This is a genomic window from Paenarthrobacter sp. GQ52 (assembly GCF_059759005.1).
Genome location: NZ_JCAXEJ010000003.1, coordinates 218,820 through 243,068 on the forward strand (window position 1 = coordinate 218,820; position 24,249 = coordinate 243,068).

At 60.6% G+C, this 24,249-nt stretch carries 20 protein-coding genes; 7 read left to right on the forward strand and 13 right to left on the reverse strand.

Annotated features, from left to right (window positions below; genetic code table 11):
* Nucleotide 1 precedes the first annotated feature (1 nt).
* The 4 genes from secA to AC6CH8_RS06515 all read right to left on the reverse strand — a co-directional run bounded on the left by secA (nucleotide 2) and on the right by AC6CH8_RS06515 (nucleotide 5,424).
* Nucleotides 2-2,737: a preprotein translocase subunit SecA gene (secA, locus tag AC6CH8_RS06500; RefSeq protein ID WP_091468578.1), complete on the reverse strand. Its 2,736-nt coding sequence runs from the start codon at nucleotides 2,735-2,737 to the stop codon at nucleotides 2-4.
* 42 nt (nucleotides 2,738-2,779) lie between these two features.
* Nucleotides 2,780-4,069 carry a winged helix-turn-helix domain-containing protein gene (locus AC6CH8_RS06505; RefSeq protein WP_498189456.1) on the reverse strand — a complete coding sequence of 430 codons (1,290 nt, stop codon included), beginning with the start codon at nucleotides 4,067-4,069 and terminating at the stop codon, nucleotides 2,780-2,782.
* A gap of 29 nt (nucleotides 4,070-4,098) precedes the next feature.
* The gene (gene hpf / locus AC6CH8_RS06510; RefSeq protein WP_498189566.1) at nucleotides 4,099-4,827 is read right to left on the reverse strand and encodes a ribosome hibernation-promoting factor, HPF/YfiA family; all 729 of its coding nucleotides are present in this window, start codon (nucleotides 4,825-4,827) and stop codon (nucleotides 4,099-4,101) included.
* 153 nt (nucleotides 4,828-4,980) lie between these two features.
* Nucleotides 4,981-5,424: a ComF family protein gene (locus AC6CH8_RS06515; protein WP_364308840.1), complete on the reverse strand. Its 444-nt coding sequence runs from the start codon at nucleotides 5,422-5,424 to the stop codon at nucleotides 4,981-4,983.
* Nucleotides 5,425-5,445: 21 nt separating this feature from the next.
* Here AC6CH8_RS06515 and AC6CH8_RS06520 point away from each other — a divergent pair, with 21 nt between their 5' ends.
* Entirely contained in the window at nucleotides 5,446-5,727 is a 282-nt protein-coding gene (locus tag AC6CH8_RS06520) for a hypothetical protein (protein WP_498189574.1), read from the forward strand.
* A 354-nt stretch (nucleotides 5,728-6,081) separates the two neighbouring features.
* Here AC6CH8_RS06520 and AC6CH8_RS06525 read toward each other — a convergent pair whose 3' ends face one another.
* From AC6CH8_RS06525 to mtrA, 3 genes are read right to left on the reverse strand one after another with little or no spacing between them, the layout of a single operon-like run.
* The gene (locus AC6CH8_RS06525) at nucleotides 6,082-7,791 is read right to left on the reverse strand and encodes an LpqB family beta-propeller domain-containing protein (protein WP_498189568.1); all 1,710 of its coding nucleotides are present in this window, start codon (nucleotides 7,789-7,791) and stop codon (nucleotides 6,082-6,084) included.
* A gap of 5 nt (nucleotides 7,792-7,796) precedes the next feature.
* The gene (gene mtrB, locus AC6CH8_RS06530; protein WP_498189458.1) at nucleotides 7,797-9,785 is read right to left on the reverse strand and encodes an MtrAB system histidine kinase MtrB; all 1,989 of its coding nucleotides are present in this window, start codon (nucleotides 9,783-9,785) and stop codon (nucleotides 7,797-7,799) included.
* Nucleotides 9,757-10,431 carry an MtrAB system response regulator MtrA gene (gene mtrA / locus AC6CH8_RS06535; protein WP_014922244.1) on the reverse strand — a complete coding sequence of 225 codons (675 nt, stop codon included), beginning with the start codon at nucleotides 10,429-10,431 and terminating at the stop codon, nucleotides 9,757-9,759. Before mtrA ends, mtrB begins: the two co-directional genes overlap by 29 nt.
* A gap of 528 nt (nucleotides 10,432-10,959) precedes the next feature.
* On the opposite strand from mtrA, the gene AC6CH8_RS06540 reads away from it, so the two are divergent.
* Genes AC6CH8_RS06540 through AC6CH8_RS06565 form a run of 6 tightly spaced genes read left to right on the forward strand, consistent with a single transcriptional unit; the run spans nucleotide 10,960 to nucleotide 16,953 of the window.
* On the forward strand, nucleotides 10,960-11,925 hold the full coding sequence (locus tag AC6CH8_RS06540) for a DUF7847 domain-containing protein (RefSeq protein ID WP_498189461.1): 966 nt from the start codon (nucleotides 10,960-10,962) through the stop codon (nucleotides 11,923-11,925).
* Entirely contained in the window at nucleotides 11,922-12,611 is a 690-nt protein-coding gene (locus AC6CH8_RS06545) for a DUF4129 domain-containing protein (RefSeq protein WP_420178468.1), read from the forward strand. Before AC6CH8_RS06540 ends, AC6CH8_RS06545 begins: the two co-directional genes overlap by 4 nt.
* Nucleotides 12,608-13,810, forward strand: a complete 1,203-nt coding sequence (locus AC6CH8_RS06550; protein WP_498189463.1) for a DUF4350 domain-containing protein — start codon at nucleotides 12,608-12,610, stop codon at nucleotides 13,808-13,810. Before AC6CH8_RS06545 ends, AC6CH8_RS06550 begins: the two co-directional genes overlap by 4 nt.
* On the forward strand, nucleotides 13,807-14,877 hold the full coding sequence (locus AC6CH8_RS06555; RefSeq protein WP_498189465.1) for an AAA family ATPase: 1,071 nt from the start codon (nucleotides 13,807-13,809) through the stop codon (nucleotides 14,875-14,877). The genes AC6CH8_RS06550 and AC6CH8_RS06555 overlap by 4 nt, the downstream gene beginning before the upstream one ends.
* Before the next feature lie 32 nt (nucleotides 14,878-14,909).
* Complete coding sequence (locus AC6CH8_RS06560; RefSeq protein ID WP_498189467.1) at nucleotides 14,910-16,202, forward strand: DUF58 domain-containing protein; 1,293 nt, start codon at nucleotides 14,910-14,912, stop codon at nucleotides 16,200-16,202.
* A 37-nt stretch (nucleotides 16,203-16,239) separates the two neighbouring features.
* Nucleotides 16,240-16,953: a DUF4166 domain-containing protein gene (locus tag AC6CH8_RS06565; protein WP_498189469.1), complete on the forward strand. Its 714-nt coding sequence runs from the start codon at nucleotides 16,240-16,242 to the stop codon at nucleotides 16,951-16,953.
* 11 nt (nucleotides 16,954-16,964) lie between these two features.
* Here the strand turns inward: AC6CH8_RS06565 and AC6CH8_RS06570 are convergent, their stop codons facing one another.
* The 6 genes from AC6CH8_RS06570 to AC6CH8_RS06595 all read right to left on the reverse strand — a co-directional run bounded on the left by AC6CH8_RS06570 (nucleotide 16,965) and on the right by AC6CH8_RS06595 (nucleotide 24,145).
* A complete protein-coding gene (locus AC6CH8_RS06570; protein WP_498189470.1) occupies nucleotides 16,965-17,990 on the reverse strand; it encodes a uroporphyrinogen decarboxylase/cobalamine-independent methonine synthase family protein in 1,026 nt (341 codons plus the stop codon).
* A 12-nt stretch (nucleotides 17,991-18,002) separates the two neighbouring features.
* The gene (locus AC6CH8_RS06575; protein ID WP_054808477.1) at nucleotides 18,003-18,392 is read right to left on the reverse strand and encodes a chorismate mutase; all 390 of its coding nucleotides are present in this window, start codon (nucleotides 18,390-18,392) and stop codon (nucleotides 18,003-18,005) included.
* A gap of 195 nt (nucleotides 18,393-18,587) precedes the next feature.
* Nucleotides 18,588-20,294: an ABC transporter ATP-binding protein gene (locus AC6CH8_RS06580; protein ID WP_498189472.1), complete on the reverse strand. Its 1,707-nt coding sequence runs from the start codon at nucleotides 20,292-20,294 to the stop codon at nucleotides 18,588-18,590.
* The gene (locus AC6CH8_RS06585) at nucleotides 20,291-21,295 is read right to left on the reverse strand and encodes an ABC transporter permease (RefSeq protein ID WP_498189473.1); all 1,005 of its coding nucleotides are present in this window, start codon (nucleotides 21,293-21,295) and stop codon (nucleotides 20,291-20,293) included. Before AC6CH8_RS06585 ends, AC6CH8_RS06580 begins: the two co-directional genes overlap by 4 nt.
* Nucleotides 21,296-21,297: 2 nt before the next feature.
* Complete coding sequence (locus tag AC6CH8_RS06590) at nucleotides 21,298-22,389, reverse strand: ABC transporter permease (RefSeq protein ID WP_091468608.1); 1,092 nt, start codon at nucleotides 22,387-22,389, stop codon at nucleotides 21,298-21,300.
* A 127-nt stretch (nucleotides 22,390-22,516) separates the two neighbouring features.
* Complete coding sequence (locus AC6CH8_RS06595; protein ID WP_420181179.1) at nucleotides 22,517-24,145, reverse strand: ABC transporter substrate-binding protein; 1,629 nt, start codon at nucleotides 24,143-24,145, stop codon at nucleotides 22,517-22,519.
* Between the last annotated feature and the right edge of the window lie 104 nt (nucleotides 24,146-24,249).

The window sequence follows — 24,249 nt, forward strand, 5'->3', positions numbered from 1 at the left end:
TTCAGCGGCGCTTCTTCTTGGCCTGCTTGCGCTGGTCCTGGCTTGCCGCTTTCGCAGGATTGCCGGAGCGGCCTGAAGCCCGCCCCTCGATGCGCGTCTGGGTTGCTCCGTCTTCACCTGGCGCGGTGTACTGCAGCTGCGCCGGCTTTTCCGGCGCTTGGAGGCCTGCCGCACGGATTTGCGGGTCGTGGTGTTCGGTGTGCGTGCCAGCGGCGTCCGCCACCACCACGTCTTCGGCCGGTGTTACCTCAACTTCGAGGTTGTAGAGAAAACCGATGCTCTCCTCACGGATGGCTTCCATCATGCTTTGGAACATCACGAACCCCTCGCGCTGGTATTCCACCAGGGGATCACGTTGGGCCATTGCACGAAGACCGATGCCCTCCTTGAGATAGTCCATCTCGTAGAGGTGTTCCTGCCACTTGCGTCCGAGGACCGAAAGCACAACCCGGCGCTCGAGCTCACGCATGCTCTCAGAGCCGATTGCCTCTTCACGTGCCTGGTAAACGAGCCGGGCATCAGAGAGGATTTCCTCCTTGAGGAATTCCGCAGTGACCCTGGACTTGCCGCCGGCTTCGTCAATGATCTCCTGGGCAGTCACTGTTGCCGGGTACAACGTCTTGAGGTTCGCCCACAGCTGGTTGTAGTCCCAGTCGTCGCCCGATCCTTCAGCAGTAGCGGCGTCAATGAGTGCGTTGATGGTGTCTTCCAGGAAGTACTGGACTTTTTCGTGCAAGTCATCGCCCTCAAGGATCCGACGCCGGTCGCCATAAATGGCTTCACGCTGACGATTGAGGACGTCATCGTACTTGAGGACGTTCTTACGCTGCTCGGCGTTGCGGCCCTCCACCTGGCCTTGCGCAGATGCGATCGCACGGGAAACCAGCTTCGACTCAAGGGCAACATCGTCAGGCACCGAACTGTTCATCAGACGTTCGGCCGCACCTGAGTTGAACAACCTCATGAGGTCGTCTGTTAGCGAGAGGTAGAACCGGGATTCGCCAGGGTCACCTTGCCGTCCGGAACGTCCACGCAACTGGTTGTCGATCCGGCGGGATTCGTGGCGCTCGGTTCCAAGCACGTAAAGTCCGCCAAGGTCCAGAACTTCTTCATGCTCGTCCTTGACTGCCTGTTTGGCTGCGGCAAGTGCCGCCGGCCATGCGGCCTCGTACTCTTCGGAGTTTTCCTCTGGATCAAGGCCGCGCTTGGCAAGTTCGGCAATGGCAGTAAATTCGGCATTGCCGCCGAGCATGATGTCAGTACCGCGGCCAGCCATGTTGGTTGCTACTGTAACCGCGCCCTTTCGCCCGGCCTGCGCCACGATGGACGCCTCCCTTGCGTGGTTCTTGGCGTTCAGTACTTCGTGGCGGATGCCTTCTTTCGCCAAGAGTTTGGAGAGGTACTCACTCTTTTCGACGCTGGTAGTACCTACCAGCACAGGCTGGCCGTGCTCGTGACGTTCGGCGATGTCTTGAACAACAGCATCGAACTTAACCACCTCGTTCTTGTAGACGAGGTCCGGCTGGTCGATACGCTGCATGTCGCGGTTAGTGGGAATGGGAACGACACCGAGCTTGTAGGTGCTCATGAACTCAGCGGCTTCGGTCTCAGCCGTACCCGTCATGCCGGCCAGCTTCGAATACATGCGGAAGTAGTTCTGCAGCGTCACCGTGGCGAGAGTCTGGTTCTCCGCCTTGATCTCGACGTTTTCCTTGGCTTCAATAGCCTGGTGCATGCCTTCGTTGTAGCGCCGCCCGGCAAGGATGCGGCCGGTGTGCTCGTCAACGATCAGGACCTCGCCGTCGAGGATGACGTAGTCCTTGTCCCGCTTGAACAGTTCTTTGGCCTTGATGGCATTGTTGAGGAAGCCAATCAGCGGGGTGTTGGCAGATTCGTAAAGGTTTTGTATTCCCAGGTAGTCCTCAACCTTTTCAATACCGGCTTCCAGCACGCCCACGGTTCGCTTCTTCTCATCGACCTCATAATCGACGTCAGGCTGCAAACGGAGCACGACTTTGGCAAATTCGCTGTACCACCGGTTGGTGTCGCCTTGCGCGGGACCCGAAATGATTAGCGGAGTACGCGCTTCGTCGATCAGGATGGAGTCGACCTCATCCACGATCGCGAAGTTATGGCCGCGCTGGACGAGCTCACTCGAGTCCCAAGCCATGTTGTCGCGCAGGTAATCGAAGCCGAATTCGTTGTTGGTGCCGTACGTGATGTCAGCGGCGTATTGTTCGCGGCGGACGGTGGGATCCTGGTTGGACAGGATGCAACCACTGGAGAGACCAAGGAACCTGTAGACGCGGCCCATGAGTTCGGACTGGTACTCGGCAAGGTAGTCGTTCACCGTGACAACGTGGACACCCTTGCCCGAAAGAGCGTTAAGGTAGGCAGGCGCTGTAGCAACGAGGGTCTTGCCTTCACCTGTTTTCATTTCCGCGATGTTGCCCAGGTGCAGGGCGGCGCCACCCATCAGCTGCACGTCGAAGTGCCGCATCCCCAAGGTCCTGGACGAGGCTTCGCGCACAGCGGCGAAGGCTTCCGGAAGGAGGGATTCCAGGGATTCGCCGTCTTGGTGACGGGACCTTAGCCGGTCCGTTTCCTCGCGGATTTCAGCGTCCGAGAAGGACTTGAAGGTGTCTTCCAGGGCATTGATGGAATCGGCATAGTTCCGCAGTGTCTTGAGTGTCTTTTTGTCACCCGTGCGGAGAAGTTTTTCGATTAGTGATGCCACGTGAAATTGCTCCCAGTCTCATGCTGCCGAATTCTGGCTGTTTCAGTCTACGGGAGAGACCAGCGCCACGTTGCCGGGTTCCCCTCTGAGCGGACTGCCCGGTTGGACGCCTTCTTCCGACGCAGCATGACCTTTTGCCACCGCCTCGGAAAGCTCTCCGGCAAGGTCCCCGACCGGCCACACCACCACTTCCTGAAGGCCGAGCCATGTAGCCATGAGCCTAAGTTCCTGGGCTAGTTCGACGGCGGTGTCCACCGGCGCGTTCATCTCACCAAAAGCGGAGCGCACCAGGAGCTGACCGGATGCCCGGTCCGCTTTAAGGTCCACTCTGGCTACGATGGCGTCCCTGAGCAGGAACGGTAGAACATAGTAGCCAAACCGTCGCTTGGCGGCAGGGGTGTAAATCTCAATCCGGTAATGGAATCCGAACAGTTCCTCGAGTCGCCGTCTTTCGAAGACCAAGGAATCGAAAGGACTCAGCAGCGCCCGGCCCGCGGCCTGTCGTGGCAGCTTGGCATCAACATGCTTGTAGGTTTCCCGGTCCCATCCACGAACCACAACAGGCTCAAGGCGGCCGGCCCGGACCAAGCGTTGTACAGAGCCTGCACCTGCTTTCAGGGGTGTCCGGAAGTAGTCTGAGAAGCACCTCACCGTGCCTATGCCGTGGGCTTGGGCGGCTGCTTCCATCAGACGATCCAGGGACGCTTCGGCGTCGACTGCGGACGGAGTGACGTGTGGAATGACCCGTGAGGTCAGGGCATACTTGCGTTCAAATTGCGATGTTCGCGACGCAGCGGAAATCCGCCCTTCTTCGAACAGGTGCTCCAGCACACGCTTGACGATGTTCCAGTTCCAGCCCCAGTTGTCACGTTCCGGGTCTTCATCGTGTCCGAGCTTTACAGTCAGTTCGGATGCTGTCATCGGGCGTCCTACGGTGAGGGCGTCGAGGATTCGATCCTCCATATCGTGACGTACGGCCGGATCCAGGCCATGGGCACCCACCCAGGCCCGCTTTTGCCATACGAGCAAATCCTGAAAGTGCTCCGGTCGGATAAAGCTTGCCTCGTGTGCCCAGTACTCCATCATTTTGCGTGGGTGGCGGCTTGCCATTGATTGGAGGATGAGGGGATCGTAATTACCCAGTCGGGAAAAGAACGGAAGGTAGTGGCTACGTGCCACGACGTTAACAGAATCGATCTGGACAAGCTGTAATTGGGCAAAGGTCCGGCCCGCCGCCCGTGAAGTCACGGAGCCGGCGGGCCGGACCTTTGCCAATCCTTGAGCTGCCAATGCGATCCGCCGTGCCTGGGACAGGCTCAGCGAAGCGGTCATTGAAGTCCCTTCGTACTTAAGGTGGGGCTTTACTTGGCTGTGGCGGCCTGATCATCGGATCGGTAGGCGTGGATCTTCTCTTCCACTGCTTCCTCGCCGGGCTCGCACGTGGAATCGAGGGTGATGACACCGTAGGTCCAGCCACTACGCCGATAAACAACCGACGGTGCGTTGGTTTCCTTGTCCAGGAACAGGTAGAAGTTGTGTCCGACGAGCTCCATGTTGTCCACAGCGTCATCAAGGGTCAGCGATGCTGCAGGGAAGACTTTCCGGCGGATCAAGACGGGAGAGTCACCGGCCGGGATGTCGTTCTCGATGTCATAGGGTGAGCGCTCGCCTGCCTGCGGCGCGGACTCCTGGTGGTTGCTTGCCTCTACATAAAGCGGCTCACTCGCACTGGCTGGCTCAAGTGTTGCCGTGGCTTCCCGCACAGCCTTAGGCGTGTGGCGGCCGTGGTGCACCTTCTTGCGGTCCTTAGCACGACGAAGCCTCTCAAGCAGCTTGTTGTACGCGAGATCGAATGCAGCAAACTTGTCAGCGGCTGTGGCCTCGGCACGGATAACGGGGCCTCTGCCCAGGACGGTCACTTCAACGGTGAGTTCGCCAGGCGTCTGCCTGGGATTGGTTTCCTTGGAAACCTTGGCGTCAACCCGCTGGACTTTATCCCCCAGCGATTCAATCTTTGAGATTTTTTCGCCGGCATATTCGCGAAAGCGGTCAGAAACTGTGAGATTTCGTCCGCTGATCATGAACTCCATGGTGCCCTCCAATAACTCAGGTGACACGACAACGACGCTGTTGGGGGCTTGTCTGACGGACAGTCGAGCCCCTTTCCGAGCCGCTATCGACAGGTACATCTGTTCTTGGTACCCACAACCGACGTTAGTTCATCGGCACCCGTTATTCATCCTTTAGCCACTTAATTTTTGATTGAGTCTTAATGCCTGCATCAGGTGGTCCTCTGCAGCGACGGAGGCGTAGGCTGGTGGCCTCGTGGCCGCGAGCACAACAGCGCCGGAGACTACCCCGCCGGCAAGGGTAACCGCCCGCGCTGCCTCAGCAAGCGTTGCCCCGGTGGTGAGGACATCGTCAACGAGGATGCATCTCCTGCCCCTCAATTCTTTGCCTCTTCCCCTGCGTACCCTCATGGATCCCCGGACCCGGCGAGCACGTTCGCCTCTTCCCAGCCCCTTTTGACCACCGCTTCCACGTTCCACGGCGATACGTCCCGACACTTCCCCAAAAAGCCGGGCTGCCGCTTCCCGGACGGCTTGTGGGGCAGCCTTAATCACTGACGGATCCCCCCGCCGCTCCAACACGTCAATGACTGGGCAAAAGGGCAGCATCCGGCGCATGCGTATGAAAAAGAGCAGAAGATGCAGAGGGCTGAATCCGCGCCTGCGGTAGGCCTTTCCGCTACTGGGGACAGGGATGAGGCAATAACCGGACCGACCACCGATGGCAGTCACCACGGCTTTGCCAAGGCAAGGACCCAGAACAGCCGCCAGCCGCCATTGACCGTGATGCTTGAAAGAGAGGAGGCACTGCGCCAGCTCATCCCGGTATGCCCCCGCTGCTACCACTTCGATCTTTGCCGTGCCGTCGACGTCAACCAATGCCGGCGACTGCTGCTCAGCCCTGAACGGCTGCTTGCATAGGTGACGGACCTTCCTTGCACAGCTGCCACAAAGTACCGCGTCTTCCATCTCACAGCAGACACAGTCGACGGGAACCAGCACAGCCAGAAGGTCAACCAGTGCCCCCTGCAGAGCGGCAAGGGCCTTACCCGTTCTTCGTTGGTCCGGGCCACGACGACGCGAACTGCCAGGTTCGGGCGGATCAAGGTCAGGGTCGACATATTGCCGGGTCTGCCGTGCACGGAACCATGAGCTAAGGACGGTAAAGGTCACTCTTCAGCTTTACCGTCTGGTCTTTCCCGCAGAAGGCACACAGCACGCTATGTGCATAAATAATCGGGTTGAATCCATGGAGCGGAGCCCCTGATACAGAAGTCAGCCTGGAAACGCCGGTTCTGTTGGGCCTTTTAACTGAAGCTCCCAGCCGTTTCCGACGCGTTGGAAGATGCCGGCAGCCGACTGTCCATAGATTTGCTCAGCTCCGTTTCCGACGCTGAGGCTGGTCAATCCGTCCCACGGTGCCAACTGCTGCGGTTCACCCGATGCCAGCGACAGCAACTCCGGAACCACGGTCGAAGAGGCCGAACCGGACATCACGGCCACCGTAGAGCCATTGACCCAGGCGCCTTGGTCCGCGGCTGTATTGCTCAGCAGTGTGATGGGAAGCGTGAGGTCCTTCGGAACGCCGTCGGGGTTCCGGACTATGCCCGTAATCTGCACAGCGGACTTACCGTTTGCCTCGGAAATGACCAGCGCCCTGGTCCCCTCCCTGGAGACCCGGAAGTCCTTGACTGTTCGTCCCGTGAGCCAGGCCGGCGTCATGGTGACGCTGGGAACGCCGGTACCCGGGGCTGTGCCTGTGGGCTTGTAAGCTACAACTTCGGCTGCCCCGTTGGCACCAGGGCCCGCTGTCCACACCCAATCATTCGGGCTGAAGGAAGGACCAGTGAGGGTACTTCTGGTGGTTAGTTGTCGCGCAGGTTGCCCCGGTTCGATGGAGTAAAGCGTGGTCTTATCGCCGTTGAGGAAAGCGGCTGTCTGGGACACCGGCGACTCAGCGGGCGAGTGCGGCCCCAGACCGGCCACCGATTGAATGTCCGGCAACGGAGTAATCCTGTTGTTCTCGTACCGCACCAGATCGCCGTTGTTTACTGCGATCTGGCGGGCAGGAACGCTCTTGTCCAGCACTGGCGGCAAAACGGTACCGTTGTCTTCCACGCGTACCAGGTCCTGATCGGCGCGAAGTTGAACGTTGATGACATCGGGCTGGCTACGGAAGGTCAGCGCCAATTGGTTTTGCATCCTCTGACGGTCCTCCGCAGAGGCGTCGAACAGCTCCTTGGCGGAGAGGTCCACCTGGGCTGCACCGGAGACAACCGGAACAGATTCGCGGGCGAGCTTCATTCCCGATGGGAAGGCACTGACCACTGCCCCGCGCAGGTAGGGCGCGGGGCCGGCAAGCAGGGCACTGGTCATGGACTTCACTGTGTTCTTTTTAATGAACCAACGGTAGTCCGGCACTGCGTAAGTGAACGTCGGGTCATAGAAGTAGATGGGATTTGCCCCGTAAATAACCTTGAATGTCTCCTCCGGAATGGCCGTACCGTCAGGGACCTTGGAGATCCGCCATTCGCCTTCCACCTGCTCAACCGTTAGCGGAATGGTCTCTTTGGTACCCGGCGGGAACTGGGTCGCAACGCCGTCTGCATCCACCGAATATGCGAGATCGAGTTCGTAGAGGTATTCGTTTTCACCCGCTGCTTTGACTACCTGTGCCTCGCGGAAAACGATCGCACGTTTGTCCGGTTTCCACGTTACAGACTGCGCTTGCGTCAGGTACTGACGAGCCACGGGATAGTCATCCTCGTAGCCGCTGCCAGCCATGTAGAAATCCTCGATCACAGTCTCCGGACTGGAACCGGCGCGCGGTGCTGCAGGGAAAAATACCGGTGCGTTGGGGTTACCGGCGCCTTCGTCTTTGCTCTTGCCGACGGGGCCGGAGCGTGGAATCTGCGCGCAGGAAGCCAGCATGACCATCAGCACAACCAGCAGCGCGACGATTGCCCTGGTACGCCCGGGACGCAACGTTCTCACGACTTCTCCCCTGTTCCATCGTCGTCAAGCGCCGGCATCCCGCCGACAGAGGGAGTCGGCTGCGGAGTCTCGCCGGAATCCTGGCCCAGTACCAGCATTTGCCGTTCGCTTGCCGCCCCGGGGAATCCTATGTCCGCAGGTTCCAGCTGAAGCGGAGACTTCACAATGGTGCCTCCTTGCCGCAGTGGAAGCGTCAGTCGGAAGTTGGAACCGGAACCCTTTCGGCCCCAGGCCTGAAGCCAACCGTTATGAAGCTTGGTGTCCTCGGCTGCGATGGAAAGGCCCAAGCCACTTCCTCCGGTGGTCCTGGCGCGTGCAGGATCTGCCCGCCAGAAGCGGTCGAAGACCCTGGCAGCCTCAGCCTGGGTCATTCCGATGCCGTGGTCCCTTACTGACACCGCTACAGCTTCATGATTGGCCGCGACAGATATATGGACAGGCTTGCCTTCACCGTGTTCGAGGGCATTGAGCAGCAAGTTGCGGAGAATGCGGTCGATCCTGCGGGAGTCCATCTCCACGATGATGCTCTTTTGCCGGGCGTTCAGCCGGACTTCCGAGCCGTACTCCGCGGCCACCGGTGCGGCACCTTCCATAACGTGAGAGATCACTTGGAAAATGTCCTGCGGTTCTGCATCCAGCACGGCGGCGCCAGCGTCGAATCGTGAAATCTCCAGCAGGTCCGAAAGCAGCGATTGAAAGCGCTCAACCTGGTGGTACAGCAACTCCGCCGATCTCTTGTTCATGGGATCGAAATCGTCCCGTGCATCGAACAGGACTTCGGCCGCCATTCGTACCGTGGTGAGCGGGGTACGCAGTTCGTGGGAAACATCAGAGACAAAGCGCTGTTGCATCTGCGACAACGTGGCCAACTGGGTGATCTGTTCCTGGAGGCTTGCGGCCATGTGGTTGAAGGAAGCGCCCAATCTCGCGACTTCGTCTTCTCCCTTAACCACCATTCGTTCCTGTAGTTGGCCGGCAGCAAGCTTTTCCGATACGACGGCAGCATGGCTGACCGGACTGACTACGTTACGGGTCACGTACCAGGCAATGGCACCGATCATGAGGACGAGAGCCGCACCGCCTGCCCACAGTACGTTCTGAATCTCGTCCAGTGTTTGCTGGGCAGTATTGAGGTCGTAGATCAGGTATAGCTCGTAAGCCGTTCCATTGAACGTGACCATGTTTCCGACGGCGATGCCGGGCCTGTCCTCGTTCCCCACCGGAAACTGCGTGGAGGCCCAGAATTGCTGCTTGCCACCGCTTTGAACAGCCTTACGCAGCTCGGGGGGAATGACGCGAACCGTCAGCTGGTCCGAAGCGCGCGATTCAACCCAACGGTTACGTGGTTTGGTTTGTTCCGGAGCAGCTTCGAAGACATATCTACGCTGGATGACCGAGCCCCGGCCTTCCACGGCTGTCAAGGTGTCGTAAACCAAGGTGATGACGCTTGACTGGTCGGTGACTTGGGCGCCGTCGAACGTGTCCTGGACTTGCTTGACGTTAAAGCGCGACTCGGATTCCGCCTGTGCCAGCCTCTCCTGGAAGAGGTTGTTGGCGATTTGGTTGGATAAGTACGCGCCAACAATGGCGAACGACGTCACAGCGAGCAGCAATGTGGTCAGGACCGTGCGGAACTCCAACGACCGCCGCCATCGCCTCAACAAGGAACGCCAAACGAAGCGCAGCCCCGGTCTTATTTGGCGCACGCCAATGGCGACGAGTCGCGAAACCCGCAGAACCAGGATCAATCCGCGCCGTGTCCAGATCCGCCCCCGGGTCAGGACCCAGGAAAGGTCCCTGGCCTCCCGAGCGGACTGATCAGGGGACTTATCGGGTTGCTCAGGGGACGTTTCCGGGGTCTCAGACTCAGCCGGGGTCACCTGCTGGACACCGGCCCGATCGGGAGTTTTGGGGCCCGGCCCCCCGCCTGCCCCGCCGGTCTTGCCGACCGGGGACTCAGGAACCTGCTTTATATCCGACACCACGCACCGTCAAAACGACCTCGGGCGCTTCCGGATCACGTTCAATCTTTGAGCGCAGACGCTGGACGTGAACATTGACCAGCCGGGTGTCAGCCGCGTGGCGGTATCCCCACACCTGCTCGAGAAGCAATTCGCGGGTGAATACTTGCCACGGCTTGCGTGCCAGCGCTACCAAGAGATCAAACTCCAGGGGCGTCAAGGAGATCCGCTCGCCGCCACGGGTCACCAAATGACCGGCGACGTCGATGGTCACGTCTGCGATACGCAAGGTCTCGGGGGCCTTCTGGTCACCCGGCCGCAACCGGGCTCGGACGCGTGCTACAAGTTCAGCAGGTTTGAACGGCTTGGGCACGTAATCATCGGCGCCGGATTCAAGCCCGCGAACAACGTCTGAAGTATCGGACTTGGCGGTGAGCATGACGATGGGCACATCCGACTCGCCACGGATCTGCCGGCAAACCTCAATTCCATCCGAGCCCGGCAACATCAGGTCAAGCAGCACCAGATCCGGCTTTGAGGAGCGGAAGACCTCCAAAGCCTGGCCGCCGTCTGCGCAGAACACCGGCTCGAAGCCATCGTTGCGCAGAACGATTCCAATCATCTCTGCGAGTGCTTCGTCGTCGTCAACTACCAGAATGCGTGCCTTCATAGTTATATATTCCCTTATCACCAAGTCTTTGTCCCGTTGGGCGCGGCGCACGGCATGGCGCCCCTAAGGCACTTCCACCGTACTGCACCCTGCCGTTATGCCCCGGTGGCAGCATGGGCTACAGGCTATGAGGGACGACGGCGGGACTATAGGCTGGGTGCGAAGGTCCGTGTGGGGGACGTCGGGAGTCGGCGGGCCGGATCTTATGGGGAGGGAATCGTGTCACAACCAGAGCACGGCCAGAATCCGCCGGGCGGTCAGCCCGCATGGGGAAACCAGCCGCAATGGGGAAATCAACCACAGTGGGGAAACCAACCACAATGGGGAGGCCCTCCAGGCTGGGCGCCACCGCAGAGCAGCGGGCAGAACCATCCAAGCCAAGCTGCCCCGGGATGGCCCCCAGGGCCTCCGTATGGGCAGCCCCTCTATGTCGCTCCCCCAAAGCCAGGAGTCATTCCCCTGCGTCCGCTGCAGTTCGGCGAGATTCTGGATGGCTCCTTCCAAACAATCCGCCGCAATGCTGCCTCGATGTTTGGTTCCGCGCTGATCGTCCAAGCCATTGGAGCAGTCTTCATCGGCATCGTCACCTTTGGGATGTTCCAGCTGTCGACTTCCCTTGAGTCTGTCAGTTCAGAAGCAGAGTTGGCCGATGCAATGGGCCCGTTCCTCGCTTTCATGGCCGGCACCATGGGCGTTTCCGTGTTGATCGGTTTCCTGGGTTCCGTCCTCCAAGGAGTTCTGGTTGTCCCGGTCTCCCGCTCGGTTCTCAACCGCCGGACAGGTTTCAAACAAATGTGGAAGCTTGCGGGCCCGGGAATCCTGCCGCTCCTGGGCGTTGCCGCGCTGCTGACGCTGGGCGGGCTGCTTGTAGCTGCCGCAGTGATCGGGGTAGCGATCTTGTTATTCACTGCGATGGGACCCGCGGCCCTGCTTATCGTCCTGCCCTTGGGCCTGGGTTTCTTTGTGGCCTTCGTTTGGATCGGCCTGAAGTTGATGCTGGCTCCCGCCGCCATCGTGGTGGAGAAGACCGGCGTTTTCCAAGGATTGCTCCGATCCTGGCGATTGACGAAGAACAATTGGTGGCGGATCTTCGGCATCACCCTGGTGGTAGCCATCATGGTGGGAATCATCGCGCAGATCGTCCAAATTCCTGTGTCCTTGGCCTCCGCGGCCATTGGTGGAGTAGTTTCACCCCACCCTGATCCCGACTCGATGACCTCAACGTTGGTTCTGACCACTGTCATCTCCACTGCGATTGGGGCGTTGGTGGGGTCCGTGACATTCGCCTTTCAAGCGTCCGTGTCGGGCTTGATCTACATGGATCTTCGGATGCGTCGCGATGGCCTGGATGTTGAATTGATGCGGCTCATGGAAACTGGTTCCGATCCTGACGGTATTCCAGGCGGGCCATCCACGTTGACACGAAACACCACCTGGCCACCTGATGGCGGGCAGTTTCCTTCCGCTCCCCCCGGGCAGCGGCCTCCCGCATGAAGGTCGCCGCCATTGACATTGCACCGTTGGCATTCATGGAACCACCGGTGGAACCGGACCGTGACGAAGCCCGGCGTTGGGCTGCTGAGGAGCTATCGAATCCTCGATATCCGGATGCAAGGCCCGGCTGGCTGGACCAGTTGTGGCGGGATTTCCTGGACTGGCTGGCATCGTTGGAAGGTGATGGACCTGGCACCGGACCCAACCTTGCTGTCCCGTTGATTGTGGTTTTGGCGCTGGCACTCATCATCGCTGCCGTCGTCGTCGTTCGGCCAAGACTCAACGCCCGACGACGGAAAGAACCCGGAGATCTCTATGGAGAAGACCAGAGCGTCGACGCCGGGGGCTACCGAAGCAGGGCGGCGACTGCAGCCGACAGTGGCAACTGGCCGGCCGCCGTCGTCGATCAATTTCGCGCTCTTGTCCGATCTGCCGAAGAACGGGACATCATTGAGGCTCGAGCGGGCAGGACGGCAGACGAAGCAGCCGGTCAACTGGGCCAGGTTTTTGGTTCGGCCCAAGCCAGGCTGCTCGCCGCTGCGGGTGTTTTCGACGCCGTGCGGTACGGCGAACAAGCCGCAACACGGGCGGACTATGAGTCCGTCCGCCAGCTGGACGCTGATCTTCTTGAGCTGAAGCCCGACTTCACAGGACAAGCCCACGCCGGATTCGCGGTACCACGATGACCACCATCTTGGAAGATAGCACCCCGGGTACCGACAATGCCGCTGCCGAAAAACTTCCCGCGGGTCAACGTTTCAGGGCCTGGTTCCGGAAACACCTGGTATGGATTGCCCTCGGCACCCTGCTTGCAGGCTTGGTCACTTTCCTGGCCATCAACAGCGTCTCCGGCGCAACTGATTCCCGGCGGCTCTCCGCACGGAATCCAGCGCCGGACGGAGCCATGGCTGCAGCCGAAATCCTCGCACGCCACGGAGTTTCCGTCACTCCGACAGACACGTTTGAAGACACTATGGATACGTTGTCAGCCAAGGACGAAGCCACGGTTCTCCTCTTTGACGCGCAGGGCTTTCTTGACCGGTCCCAACTGGAGGAGATCACTGCCGCAGCAGACCGCGTTGTGGTAGTTGCTCCACGGCTGAGGACACTCAATGGCCTGAACCAGGGGATCCGGCCCGGCGGTGTGGTTCCAGAAGCAACACAGGTGACCGAACCCGGATGTGAACAGGAAGATGCCAGGGCGGCGGGCCGGGTGTCCGCACAAGGATCTGTCCTGTCCGGGCCCGTGGTTTGTTATCCCACCCGCGAGGACGGACCAGGCTTGTATGCGGCGTCAGCCGATGGGCGGGTCATCGTCCTGGGCAGTAGGGAACTCATGGACAATCAACACCTAGCCTTGGAGGGCAATGCTGCCCTTGCCCTGCGTACCTTGGGGAACAACGCGGACCTCGTGTGGTACATCCCGGGCGTCGGCGATATCTCCGCCTCCAATTCAAACCCCACACTGAACGAGCTGGCACCGCGATGGCTGGCCTTCGCCGGCCCGTGGCTGGGCTTGGTAGCCCTGTTGGCCATCGCTTGGCGGGGCCGGCGCATGGGTCCTCTCGTATTCGAGCCGCTGCCCGTGGTGGTCAAGGCCGTCGAAACAGCAGAAGGCCGGGCACGCCTTTACCAGGATTCACGGGCTGTGGGGCGGGCAGCCAACAACTTGAGGGCAGGAACCCTCTCACGGTTGGCCCGGCACTTCAACCTCGGCGCTGACACCACCGCCGAAGCAATAGTCGACGCAACAGCCCGCCATGCGGAGCAATCAACCCAGGAAGTCCGATTTGTCCTGATCGACTTCATGCCGGAAAGCGAAGGACAACTGGTGCAGTGGGCACAACAAATCGAACGAATCGAACAGGAGGCGACCGCCCGATGAGCAGCCAGCCAAACAGCTATACGGACAGCACCAGCCACTCCGCGGGAGGTGACGCCAGCCCGCAGGGTGCGCCTCAGGGAACTTGGCCCGCAGAAAACGGACAGCGCCGGCCCGGTGAGGATCCGGCCCGGCAGTCTCTGCTGAATGTCAGGGCAGAGGTGGGCAAGGCCGTGGTCGGTCAGGACCCCACCGTAACGGGTATGCTGATCGCCCTGCTCTGTGGCGGACATGTTCTCCTCGAAGGTGTACCCGGCGTAGCCAAGACCCTGTTGGTCAGGGCGTTGTCCACCGCGCTGAGCCTGGACACAAAACGCGTCCAGTTCACTCCTGACCTCATGCCCGGCGACGTCACAGGTTCACTGGTATATGACTCGCACACCTCTGAGTTCACTTTCCGCGAGGGCCCGGTTTTCACCAACATCATGCTGGCCGATGAGATCAACCGGACCCCGCCCAAGACCCAGGCCTCGCTCCTGGAAGCAATGGAGGAACGCCAGGTTTCGGTGGATGGTGTGTCGCGTCCGCTTCCAAGCCCGTTCATTGTGGCGGCAACCCAGAACCCGGTGGAATACGAAGGCACCTACCCCTTGCCGGAAGCACAACTGGACCGGTTCCTCCTCAAGCTGACCATGCCACTGCCTGGACGGGCAGAGGAAATCGAGGTTATCCGTCGCCACGCCAACGGCTTTGATCCCCGGAACCTGTCTGCAGCGGGCGTACGGCCAGTGGCGGGCGCCGTCGAGCTTTCCAGTGCCCAAGCGGCTGTCGCGCAAGTGGCCGTGGCTCCGGAAATCCTCGCGTACATAGTTGACGTGGTGCGCGCAACGCGGTCTGCTCCTTCTTTCCAACTCGGCGTTTCTCCCCGTGGAGCCACCGCCCTGCTCAACACTTCAAAGGCATGGGCATGGTTGTCCGGCAGGTCTTTCGTGACTCCGGACGATGTCAAGGCTTTGTCGTTGCCGTGCCTGAGGCACAGGGTGGGTCTGCGTCCGGAGGCTCAAATGGACGGCATCCAAGTGGACGACGTCCTGGGCAGTATCCTGGCGTCCGTCCCGGTGCCGCGGTGATCTTCCGACCGGCATTGGCCGAGGGGGTTTGAGTGGCCATTACGGGTCGTTTCGTGTTGCTGGCCCTTCTGGGTTTGGTGCCCTTGGTGGTTTTTCCCGCGTGGAGCACCGTCCTGTTCGTGGCCGTGGGGCTGCTGCTCTTACTGGTTGTGGATCTTGTCTTGGCAGCCTCGCCCGCGAGGCTTGCCCTGGAACGCAGGCAACCTGGAAACGTGACGCTTGAGGGCGAGACGGACTCCGTTGTCACTGTCACCAATGGCACGCGGCGCAAGCTGCGTGCCGAGGTAAGAGACACGTGGCAGCCCTCCGCCGGCGCAGTGAACGCTGCACAGTCCTTGGTAGTCCCGTCCGGAGAGCGGCGCCGCATGACCGTGACCCTGGTTCCTCGTCGTCGCGGCGACCTCAAAAGCCCCCACGTGACCATCCGATCGTTCGGCCCCATGGGTTTGGCCGCAAGGCAGCGGACCCGCGCCCTGCCTGGTCAACTGCGGGTCCTCCCCCCATTTCATTCAAAACGTCATCTCCCTTCCAAACTCCGGAAGCTTAGGGAGTTGGATGGCAGGGCCGCCGTACAGATCCGTGGGGCCGGCACCGAATTCGACTCACTGCGGGACTACGTCCGCGGTGACGATGTCCGGTCCATCGACTGGCGGGCCACCGCGCGGCGGACTTCAGTGGTGGTACGGACGTGGCGCCCGGAGCGCGACCGGCGCGTGGTCATCGTGCTTGACACTTCACGCACAGCAGCCGCCCGAATCGAGGATGAACCCCGGCTCGACACCGGAATTGAGGCGGCGCTGCTGCTCGCGGTACTGGCCGAGCGCGGAGGCGACCGCGTGGACTTCCTCGCTTACGATCGGCGAATTCGCGCACGCGTTGAATCGGCCTCAAAAGGCAATCTGCTGGGTCAACTCGTCCAAGCCATGGCCCCCTTGGAAGCTGAACTGATCGAACTAGATTGGCAGCAGGTTCCGGCTCAGGTACGGGCAGTTTCGGCGCACCGATCCATGGTGGTCCTCTTGACAGCGCTCGACGGCGGCGCCCCCGAAGAGGGGCTCCTCCCCACTGTGGCGCAATTGTCGCGCCAACACGTTGTGGTGGTGGCCTCGGTTCGGGATCCCCTGCTGTCTGCCATGAAAGAAGAAAGAACGACGGCCAGCCAGGTTTTCCGTGCAGCCGCCGCCGAGCGCGCATTGTTGGAGCGTTCCGCGGTGACGGCGCAACTCCGGCAACTCGGAGCCGAAGTGGTTGACGCCGAACCCCACGATGTTCCTCCCTTACTCGCTGACACCTACATACGGCTCAAAGCAGCCGGGAGGCTTTAGTTTCAAGGTTGAGTTCCACGTACAAGGAAGGACCGCAATGAATACCCCCATCTACCAGCTGGCACTCGGCGACGAGTTCAGCCGGCTAACCCCGGAGCTCCAGGAGTATTTTTCGTTGGCTGCCGGCTCCGGATCGTATGGAATCGGCGAGGGAGTCTTTGACGTTGTCGGGTGCCGACAAAAGTGGTTGCGGCCACTGCTCGCACTGACAGGGAGCGAGGAAGCTTTCTTTCCTGAATACGGTGAGGGCGTTCCGTTCCGGATCGAAAACCACGCCCATCTGGATCCTTTCGGACGACCGGCCCTGACGGCCCGTCGGGAGATCTATTTCCCTTCGGGTACACGGCTGTTCCACGATACGACGAGCGCGGTCCGGACTGGCTCCGACCATCGAAATGCCCATTTGGTGGACCATGTGGGGCGTTATCGCCGTCTTGTTACGGACCTGGATGTCAGCGTCACCGCTGAGGGCCGCCTTCGTGGGGTGTCCAAAGCAAGCAGACTATTCCTGGGCCCTTTGCGAGTACCATTGCCAAACGCACTTGATGCGCGTGCTTACGCGGAGCAGTGGTGGGACAGCGCAGAGCGCAAGCACCGCATCCAAGTCAAAGTCATCCAGCCCCAGATCGGCTTGGTCCTTGTATACGCAGGACGCTTCGACTATCGCTTGGCACCATATCTGCCAGGAGCTGCCCCCGGTACCTCTCTCCCCCGCTATGCGGAACCAGACCGCTGGGAAGAGAGAATCTGACGCTTTCGCAGTTAGCCCTGAGCCAGCTGGTCCAGTCCGTCAGCCACTTGGGTCAGTTTCGATAGCACAGCCTTGGCCCTTGAGGGTTTGAAGTCAGCCAGCCCCGTAGAGGGAGTAACCCGGAGTCCCGCCAAGCCCGAAACAGGAAGCCCGAGCTGCCGCCACGGTTTCGAGATGCTTTCAACAACCTCGGCGGTGCGTGGCAGTTGCGCCTGTGGCTCGCCTGTTGACAGTGCGCCCGCCCACAGGCGTTTTCCGTCCTCCACTGCTACAGCCAGCTGCTCCCATTGGCGTGTCGTCAGGGCTTTCAGGGGCACCGCGACGCCGTCGGCTCCCGCTGCCAGGATACGCTCGATGGGAGCTTCGATTTCCGGCACTGAGACCACGGCCTCGACGACTCCCGCACTCTTGAGAGCGTCGATCACCACTCGCCACGCGCCTGTCACTTCCTCGCCGGATATGGACCGCAACGTTCGGTAGCCACTCGCCGTCGGGATCGTGCCTGCCATGACGGAGGCGATGTCCGGCTCGTCAATTTGAACCACCAGCCGGGCACCCGGGACAGCCGAGGCGATGCGCCTGAGGTGCTCTGCGATGCCGGCGGCCAAGGATTCCGCAATATCCCTGCGGGCGCCATAATCCAGAAGTGCCCGTTCGCCGCTGTGCAGGTAAAGATTGGCAGCAAGACTCATGGGGCCCAACAGCTGGATTTTGAGCTCCGTTGCAGCGACATCCTCGGCACCAGCTATGTCGGCCAATATATTGAGGTCGGTCGAGAGCGCAGAGCGGGCGCGCCGGGCATCCCTCCCGGGCTTGTCCACCAGACGCCAGCCGTGCGGTTGGACGTCGATTGCCAGGTCGACCAACAGTGAGCCGGTCCTCCCGACAGCATCCGAGCCCACCCCTCGATCAGGCAACTCGGGCAGGAAAGGAAGGTGGGGGTCCCCCAATTCGCCCCGAATGATCCGGTTTGCTTCCGCGGGGTCGCTTCCGGGCCACGGGCCCAGTGCGGTGGCGCTGGCGCGCAAATTAGCCATTTCCGCCACGGCTTAGGCCTGCTGGCTGGAAATCTGGTGATCCTCGGCGATTGCCTCGTGATGGCGGATCACTTCGCTGATGATGAAGTTGAGGAATTTTTCTGCGAAGGCTGGATCAAGGTGCGCATCCTCGGCCAGCCGTCGCAAGCGGGCGATCTGGGCCGATTCGCGGCCCGGATCTCCGGCGGGAAGCTTGTGGGTGGCCTTTAGGATTCCTACCTTCTGGGTGGCCTTGAAGCGTTCCGCGAGCAGGAAGACAAGTGTTGCGTCAATGTTGTCGATGCTGGACCGGATGGACAACAGCTCGTCCATGACTGCACGGTCCACTTGGCCGGCCAGGGAGCTCGCTGCCGGGTTGAAGGAATCGGCGTCATCAGGAAGGGCGTTGTTCTGCTCGGTCATGCACCCCAGTCTATGGTGTGGGGCGGTCCAGCCGCGGGTGTTACCTGCGGGCCAGGACAGGCACGTTACAACAACCATGGCCTCAGCTATTGGCGTATCCCTTAACGCGGAGAAGGTACGCCCGCCACGGTGGGAGGCGTACCTTCTCTACATTGCGTGGATTCTCCGGGGACGGTCTAGTCGCCAAGCAACGATCTAGCCGCCCAGCAGAGTGCGGTGCGCTTCCCGCCGTCGTGCTTGTTCGTCGGGGTCCGGCACCGGCAGCGAGGCGATGAGCCTCTTGGTGTACTCATGCTGCGGTGAGCCCATCACATGGTTTCCGATCCCCTGCTCCACCAGCTGGCCTTTGTACAGCACGCCAACCCAGTGGGACAACATGTCCACTACTGCCAGGTCGTGGCTGATGAACAGAGCCGCGAAACCGTACTGCTCCTGTATGTCCTTGAACAGGTCCAACACTTTGGCCTGCACCGAGACATCCAAGGCGGAGGTGGGTTCGTCGGCGATCAGGAGGCGCGGGTTGAGTGCCAGCGACCTCGCCAAGGATGCGCGCTGCCGCTGCCCACCGGACAGCTCGTGCGGGTAGCGCTCCGCGTACGACGCCGGCAGCTGGACTGATTCGAGCAGCTCACCTACCTTTTTCCTCGCCTCAGCGGCACCGGGCTTGGTGTGGATAAGCAGCGGTTCTGCGACGCACTCGCCGATGGTGAGGTGCGGATTGAAGGACGCCGCCGGATCCTGGAAAACGAAGCCGATCTCCTTGCGGAGCGGACGGAAGGTACGCTCTTTGAAGTCCAGCATCTCGTACCCAAGAACCTTCAGGCTGCCCCCGGTGGTTCGGGTCAGGCCTGCTATGGCCCGTCCAATGGTGGATTTTCCGGAACCGGATTCACCGACCAGTCCGAAAACCTCATTCTCCGAGACCGTAAAGCTGACGTCGTCCACGGCCTTGAACCCGTGCCTGCCAAAACGGCCGGGGTATTCGATGGTGAGGTTCTTTGCTTCCACCAGGATTTTGCCTCCCTGGTGGAGCCGGCCATGGGCACCCTCGGAGGCCGAATTTCGTCCGAGGTGCGGTACTGCGGCCAGCAGTTTCCTGGTGTACTCCTGCCGGGGTTCGGCAAACAGGACCCGTGAAGGAGCCTCCTCCACAACGTCGCCCTGGTACATGACCACAACGCGGTCGGCCAAATCTGCCACTACACCCATGTTGTGCGTGATGAGCACGATTGAGGTGCCATAGTTGTCCCTCAGGTCGCGGAGGAGCTGCAGGATTTCAGCCTGGACTGTAACATCCAGCGCGGTGGTGGGCTCATCGGCCACGATCAGTCCCGGGTTGAGGGCCAAGGCCGCAGCGATTACCACGCGTTGCTTCTGACCACCTGAGAACTGGTGCGGGTAGTAGTTGACCCGCGTCTCAGGATCCGGGATGCCCACCTTGCGGAGCGCCTCGGTTGCCCGGTGCTTGGCTTCCTTGGCGGAGATGCGACGGCCGTCCGAGGCGTGTGCCCGGATACCTTCGGCAATCTGCCAGCCCACGGTGAAGACCGGGTTCAGGGCCGTGGAAGGCTCTTGGAACACCATGGCAACATCCCGGCCACGGATTTTGCGAAGCGTCGATTTGCTGACGCTGATGACGTTGTTGCCGTTGATCACCACGGCACCGGAGCTGATGGCAGTTTCCGGAAGCAGGCCCAGGATGGTTTTGGCTGTCACGGTTTTGCCGGAACCCGATTCCCCTACGATGGCCACTACTTCACCGGCTCCAACTTCCAGGCTGACGTCCTTTACAGCGTGAACGTCCCCGCCATCAGTGGCGAAGGTGACTTGGAGCCGATCGATGGTTAGTACAGGCGGCTCGGTGCTGACGTGATCTGACTCATTTCCCAAGTTGGTGGTCATGGCTTGCCTGCCTCTGTCGGGTTTGAAGGCGTTCCTGCCGTTGTTGGTGTTGGCGTCCTGCCCGCGCGTTTGCGTCCACGGATCCGGGGGTCATTGAGGTCGTTGATGCTCTCGCCCACGAGGGTCAGCCCCAGGACCGTGAGTACGATCGCGATCCCGGGGAAGACGCCCGTCCACCAAATACCGGACGAAGTGTCCGCCAGTGCCTTGTTGAGGTCAAACCCCCATTCAGCGGCTGATGTGGGCTCGATGCCGAAGCCAAGGAAGCCCAGGCCGGCGAGCGTCAGGATCGCCTCGGAAGCGTTCAGGGTGAACATGAGCGGCAGGGTCCGGGTGGCGTTCTTGAAAATGTGCCTCCCAATGATGCGCGCGCTGGAAGCCCCGAGCACTTTGGCCGACTCGACGAACGGCTCGGCCTTAAGACGAATGGTCTCTGCCCGGATGACCCGGAAGTACTGCGGGACAAAGACCACCGTGATGGAGAAAGCACAAGAGAAGATGCCGCCCCAGAAACTGGATTGTCCCCGGCTGATCACGATGGAAATGACGATTGCCAGGAGCAGGGTAGGAAACGCATAGATGGCATCCGCCACTACCACCAGAATCCTGTCCAGCCACCCTCCGAAATATCCACTAAGCAGACCAAGGGCGACACCGAGGAACAAGGACATCGCCACTGACACAACGATGACTGTCACCGCTGTTTGGGAACCCCAAACCACCCGTGACAAGACGTCGTAGCCGCCAACAGTTGTTCCCAGCAGGTGCTTGGAGTTCGGAGCTTCCTGGGTGGGAAACGAACCGGATGCGTCGCTGAGTTGGGAGTAGCCATAGGGAGCAAGGAGAGGTGCAAAGATGCTCGTAAGGATGAAGAGTCCACTGAGGACAACGCCCACAATGAGCATGCCTCGCTGAAGTCCGACGCTTTTCTTCAAGTGGCTTACCACGGGAAGCCTTGAGAACAAGGGCTGCTTGGGTCGGGTCAATGGGGAAGTGCTCATGGTCAGTACCTCACTCGAGGGTCGATGAGTGCGGCAATGATATCCACCACGAAGTTGGTGACGGCCACAATGATGGCCAGCAATACAACGATTCCCTGGACGGCCACAAAGTCGCGCGCGTTCAGGTACTGCACCAGTTGATAGCCCAGGCCCTTCCACTCAAAGGTGGTTTCGGTCAGAATGGCGCCGCCCAGCATCAGGGCAATTTGCAGGCCCATGACAGTAATGATGGGAATCAGTGCCGGTTTGTAGGCATGCTTGGTCACCAGGCGGAACTCACTGACACCGCGGGAACGCCCGGCCTCAACGTAGTCCTTTCCCAGCGTGCCGATGACGTTGGTGCGCACCAGTCGCAGGAAGACGCCGGCGGTCAACAATCCGAGGGCTACTGCGGGGAGCACCGCGTGGGCGACGATGTCCCCCAGGGCTGCGAAGTTGCCGCTGCGTAGTGCGTCCAGCCAGTAAATGCCGGACGGTGCAGCCAGGCCGCTCATGGTCAGCTCCGTCCGCGTAGAGGCTCGACCGGCCACGGGGAACCAGCCAAGCCACACGGAAAACGTGAGCTTGAGGAGGAGCCCGGAGAAGAACACAGGTGTGGCGTAGCAGAGGATGGCGAAGAACCTCAGAAACGCATCAGGAGTCTTGTCCCGGTGCTGTGCGGCAATGAGACCGAAGGGGATGCCGACTGCCAGCGCGACGATCAGTGCGTTGATCGACAGCTCGAGTGTGGCTGCACCGAAAGTGGTGAGTACCTCCACCACTGGCCGCCGGTCGGTGATGGTGCTGCCAAAATTGCCGGTGATGAGTTGGCCCAGGTATTCGAAGTACTGGACCAGGACGGGCCGATCGTAGCCGGCCTCTTGTATTCGCTGCGCCAGGACGTCCGGGGGCAGGCGTCCGCCTTGCGATGCCGTGATGGGATCTCCAATGACCCGCATCAGGAAGAAGACGAGAGTCACCAAGATGAAGACGGTGGGGATGATCAGGAAAAACCTGACCACGATGTATCTGCCCAAACCTCCCCCGGCTTTGGACTTGCTCTTGGGAGCAACGATGCCGGGCTCAGCCTCGGGAACCTCAATAAGTGTTGTCATTGTTACCTGCATTTCCTGCCCGTGGATTGCGCGGGGTTGTCTCATGCGAGCCGGCCACCTGGGTGGTCAGCAAAGGAGGCGGGACACCGGATCAGTGTCCCGCCTCCCTTTCTTCACAAAGGTGCGGTTACTTGGAAATTACTCCGAGGCGGAACTTGAACGATGGGTCCAGTGTCTTCTCGACGCCATTCACGCCGCTTCCGGCAACCGCCACCTGGGCGCCCTGGAGCAGGGGCAGGGTGGAAATGTCCTTGGCCAAGGCGTTCTGGACATCCTTGATGGCAGCCTCGCGGCTGGTCTTGTCCGCATCCGTCAGCTGCTTGGCAATCAGCCCATTGACTTCGGGATTGTTGTAATGGTTCTTCAGGAAGCCGCCTTCCGGGAAGAACGGCGTCAGGTAGTTATCGGAATCGCTGAAGTCCGGGAACCAGCCAAACTGGAACAACGGGTACTCGTCGGCCCGGCTGGCCTTGCTGTAAGTGACCCATTCTGTGGACTGCAGGTTCACGGTGAACAGACCCGACTTCTCCAGCTGCTCCTTGACCATGGCGTATTCATCGCCGGAGGATCCGCCGTAGTGATCCGGGTTGTACTGCAGGTTCAGTGCGACGGGTTCCGTGATGCCGGCATCCGTCAGGACCTTCTTTGCCTTGTCCAGGCTTGGCTTTCCGGCATCGCCATAGGCGTCCTTGAACGACTCGTTGGCGCCGAGGAATCCGCTCGGAACGTTGGAGTACAGGGGCAGGTAGGTGCCCTTGTATACCTGGTCAGCGATAGCCTGGCGGTCAACGAGGTTGGCCACGGCCTGGCGAACTGCGAGTGCCTTCGCAGGGTCTGCGCCGGCTGCCTTGGTTCCGTACGGCATGGTGTCGAAGTTGAAGGTGATGTAGCGGATCTCGCCACCCGGTCCGGTGAGGACCTTGACCTTGGAGTCCTTACGCAGGTCGTCGATATCCGTGGCGCTCAGGCTGCGGAAGGCAACGTCAATGGCACCTTGCTGGATTTCCAGCTTCAGGTTGGTGGGGCTGGCGTAGTACTTAATGGTGGCAGCATCATTGGCGGGCTTCCCAAGAACGCCTTGGTAGTCAGCGAGGGCCTTAAAGCTGACCAGTTCGTTCTTCTTGTAGCTGTCAATCGTGTACTGGCCGTAGAACGCGTTCGCTTTGATGATCTCGTCGTCCGAAAGAATCTTGTCGGCCGGGAAGACTTCATCGTCCACGATCGGCGCGGCAGGGCTGCTGAGGATCTGGCTGAACGTTTGGTCGTTGGCGTTCTTCAACTTGAATACCACGGTGGTGGCATCGGGCGTACTTACGCTTTCGATGTTGGTCAGCAGCGAGGCAGGTCCGGCGGGATCGTTGATTGCCACCTGCCGATCGAAGGAGTGTTTGACGTCCTTGGAATCCAAAGTGTGCCCGTTGGCCCACTTGAGCCCCGACTTGAGCTTGACGGTGTATTCCGACGGCGCCGTGAACGACGACGATTCGGCGAGGTCGGGAACGGGCTCCGCACCGCCGGGCTTCGAATTCAGGAGAAATGAGTAGACCTGGTTCATCACCATAAACGAACCGTTGTCGTAGGACCCGGCAGGATCCAGCGACGTGACTTTGTCAGTAGTGCCGTAGGCGATGGGGCCTGCGGCAGCCGGGGCGGATGATGAACCGCCGCCGGAGGGACCCGTGCATGCCGTCAGGGCGAGCGCGGAAATGCCCGCCAGCGCGATAACGCCGTGCAGGGCCTTCTTGTTCAGTGCCATCTGGTGAACCTTCTGTTCGATGGATTCGGCGCGCCGCCGTGGGATATTTGTGACGGCGCGCACTCTTGATTCCACGATTCAATCAGACTTCGAAGGCCGCGAAC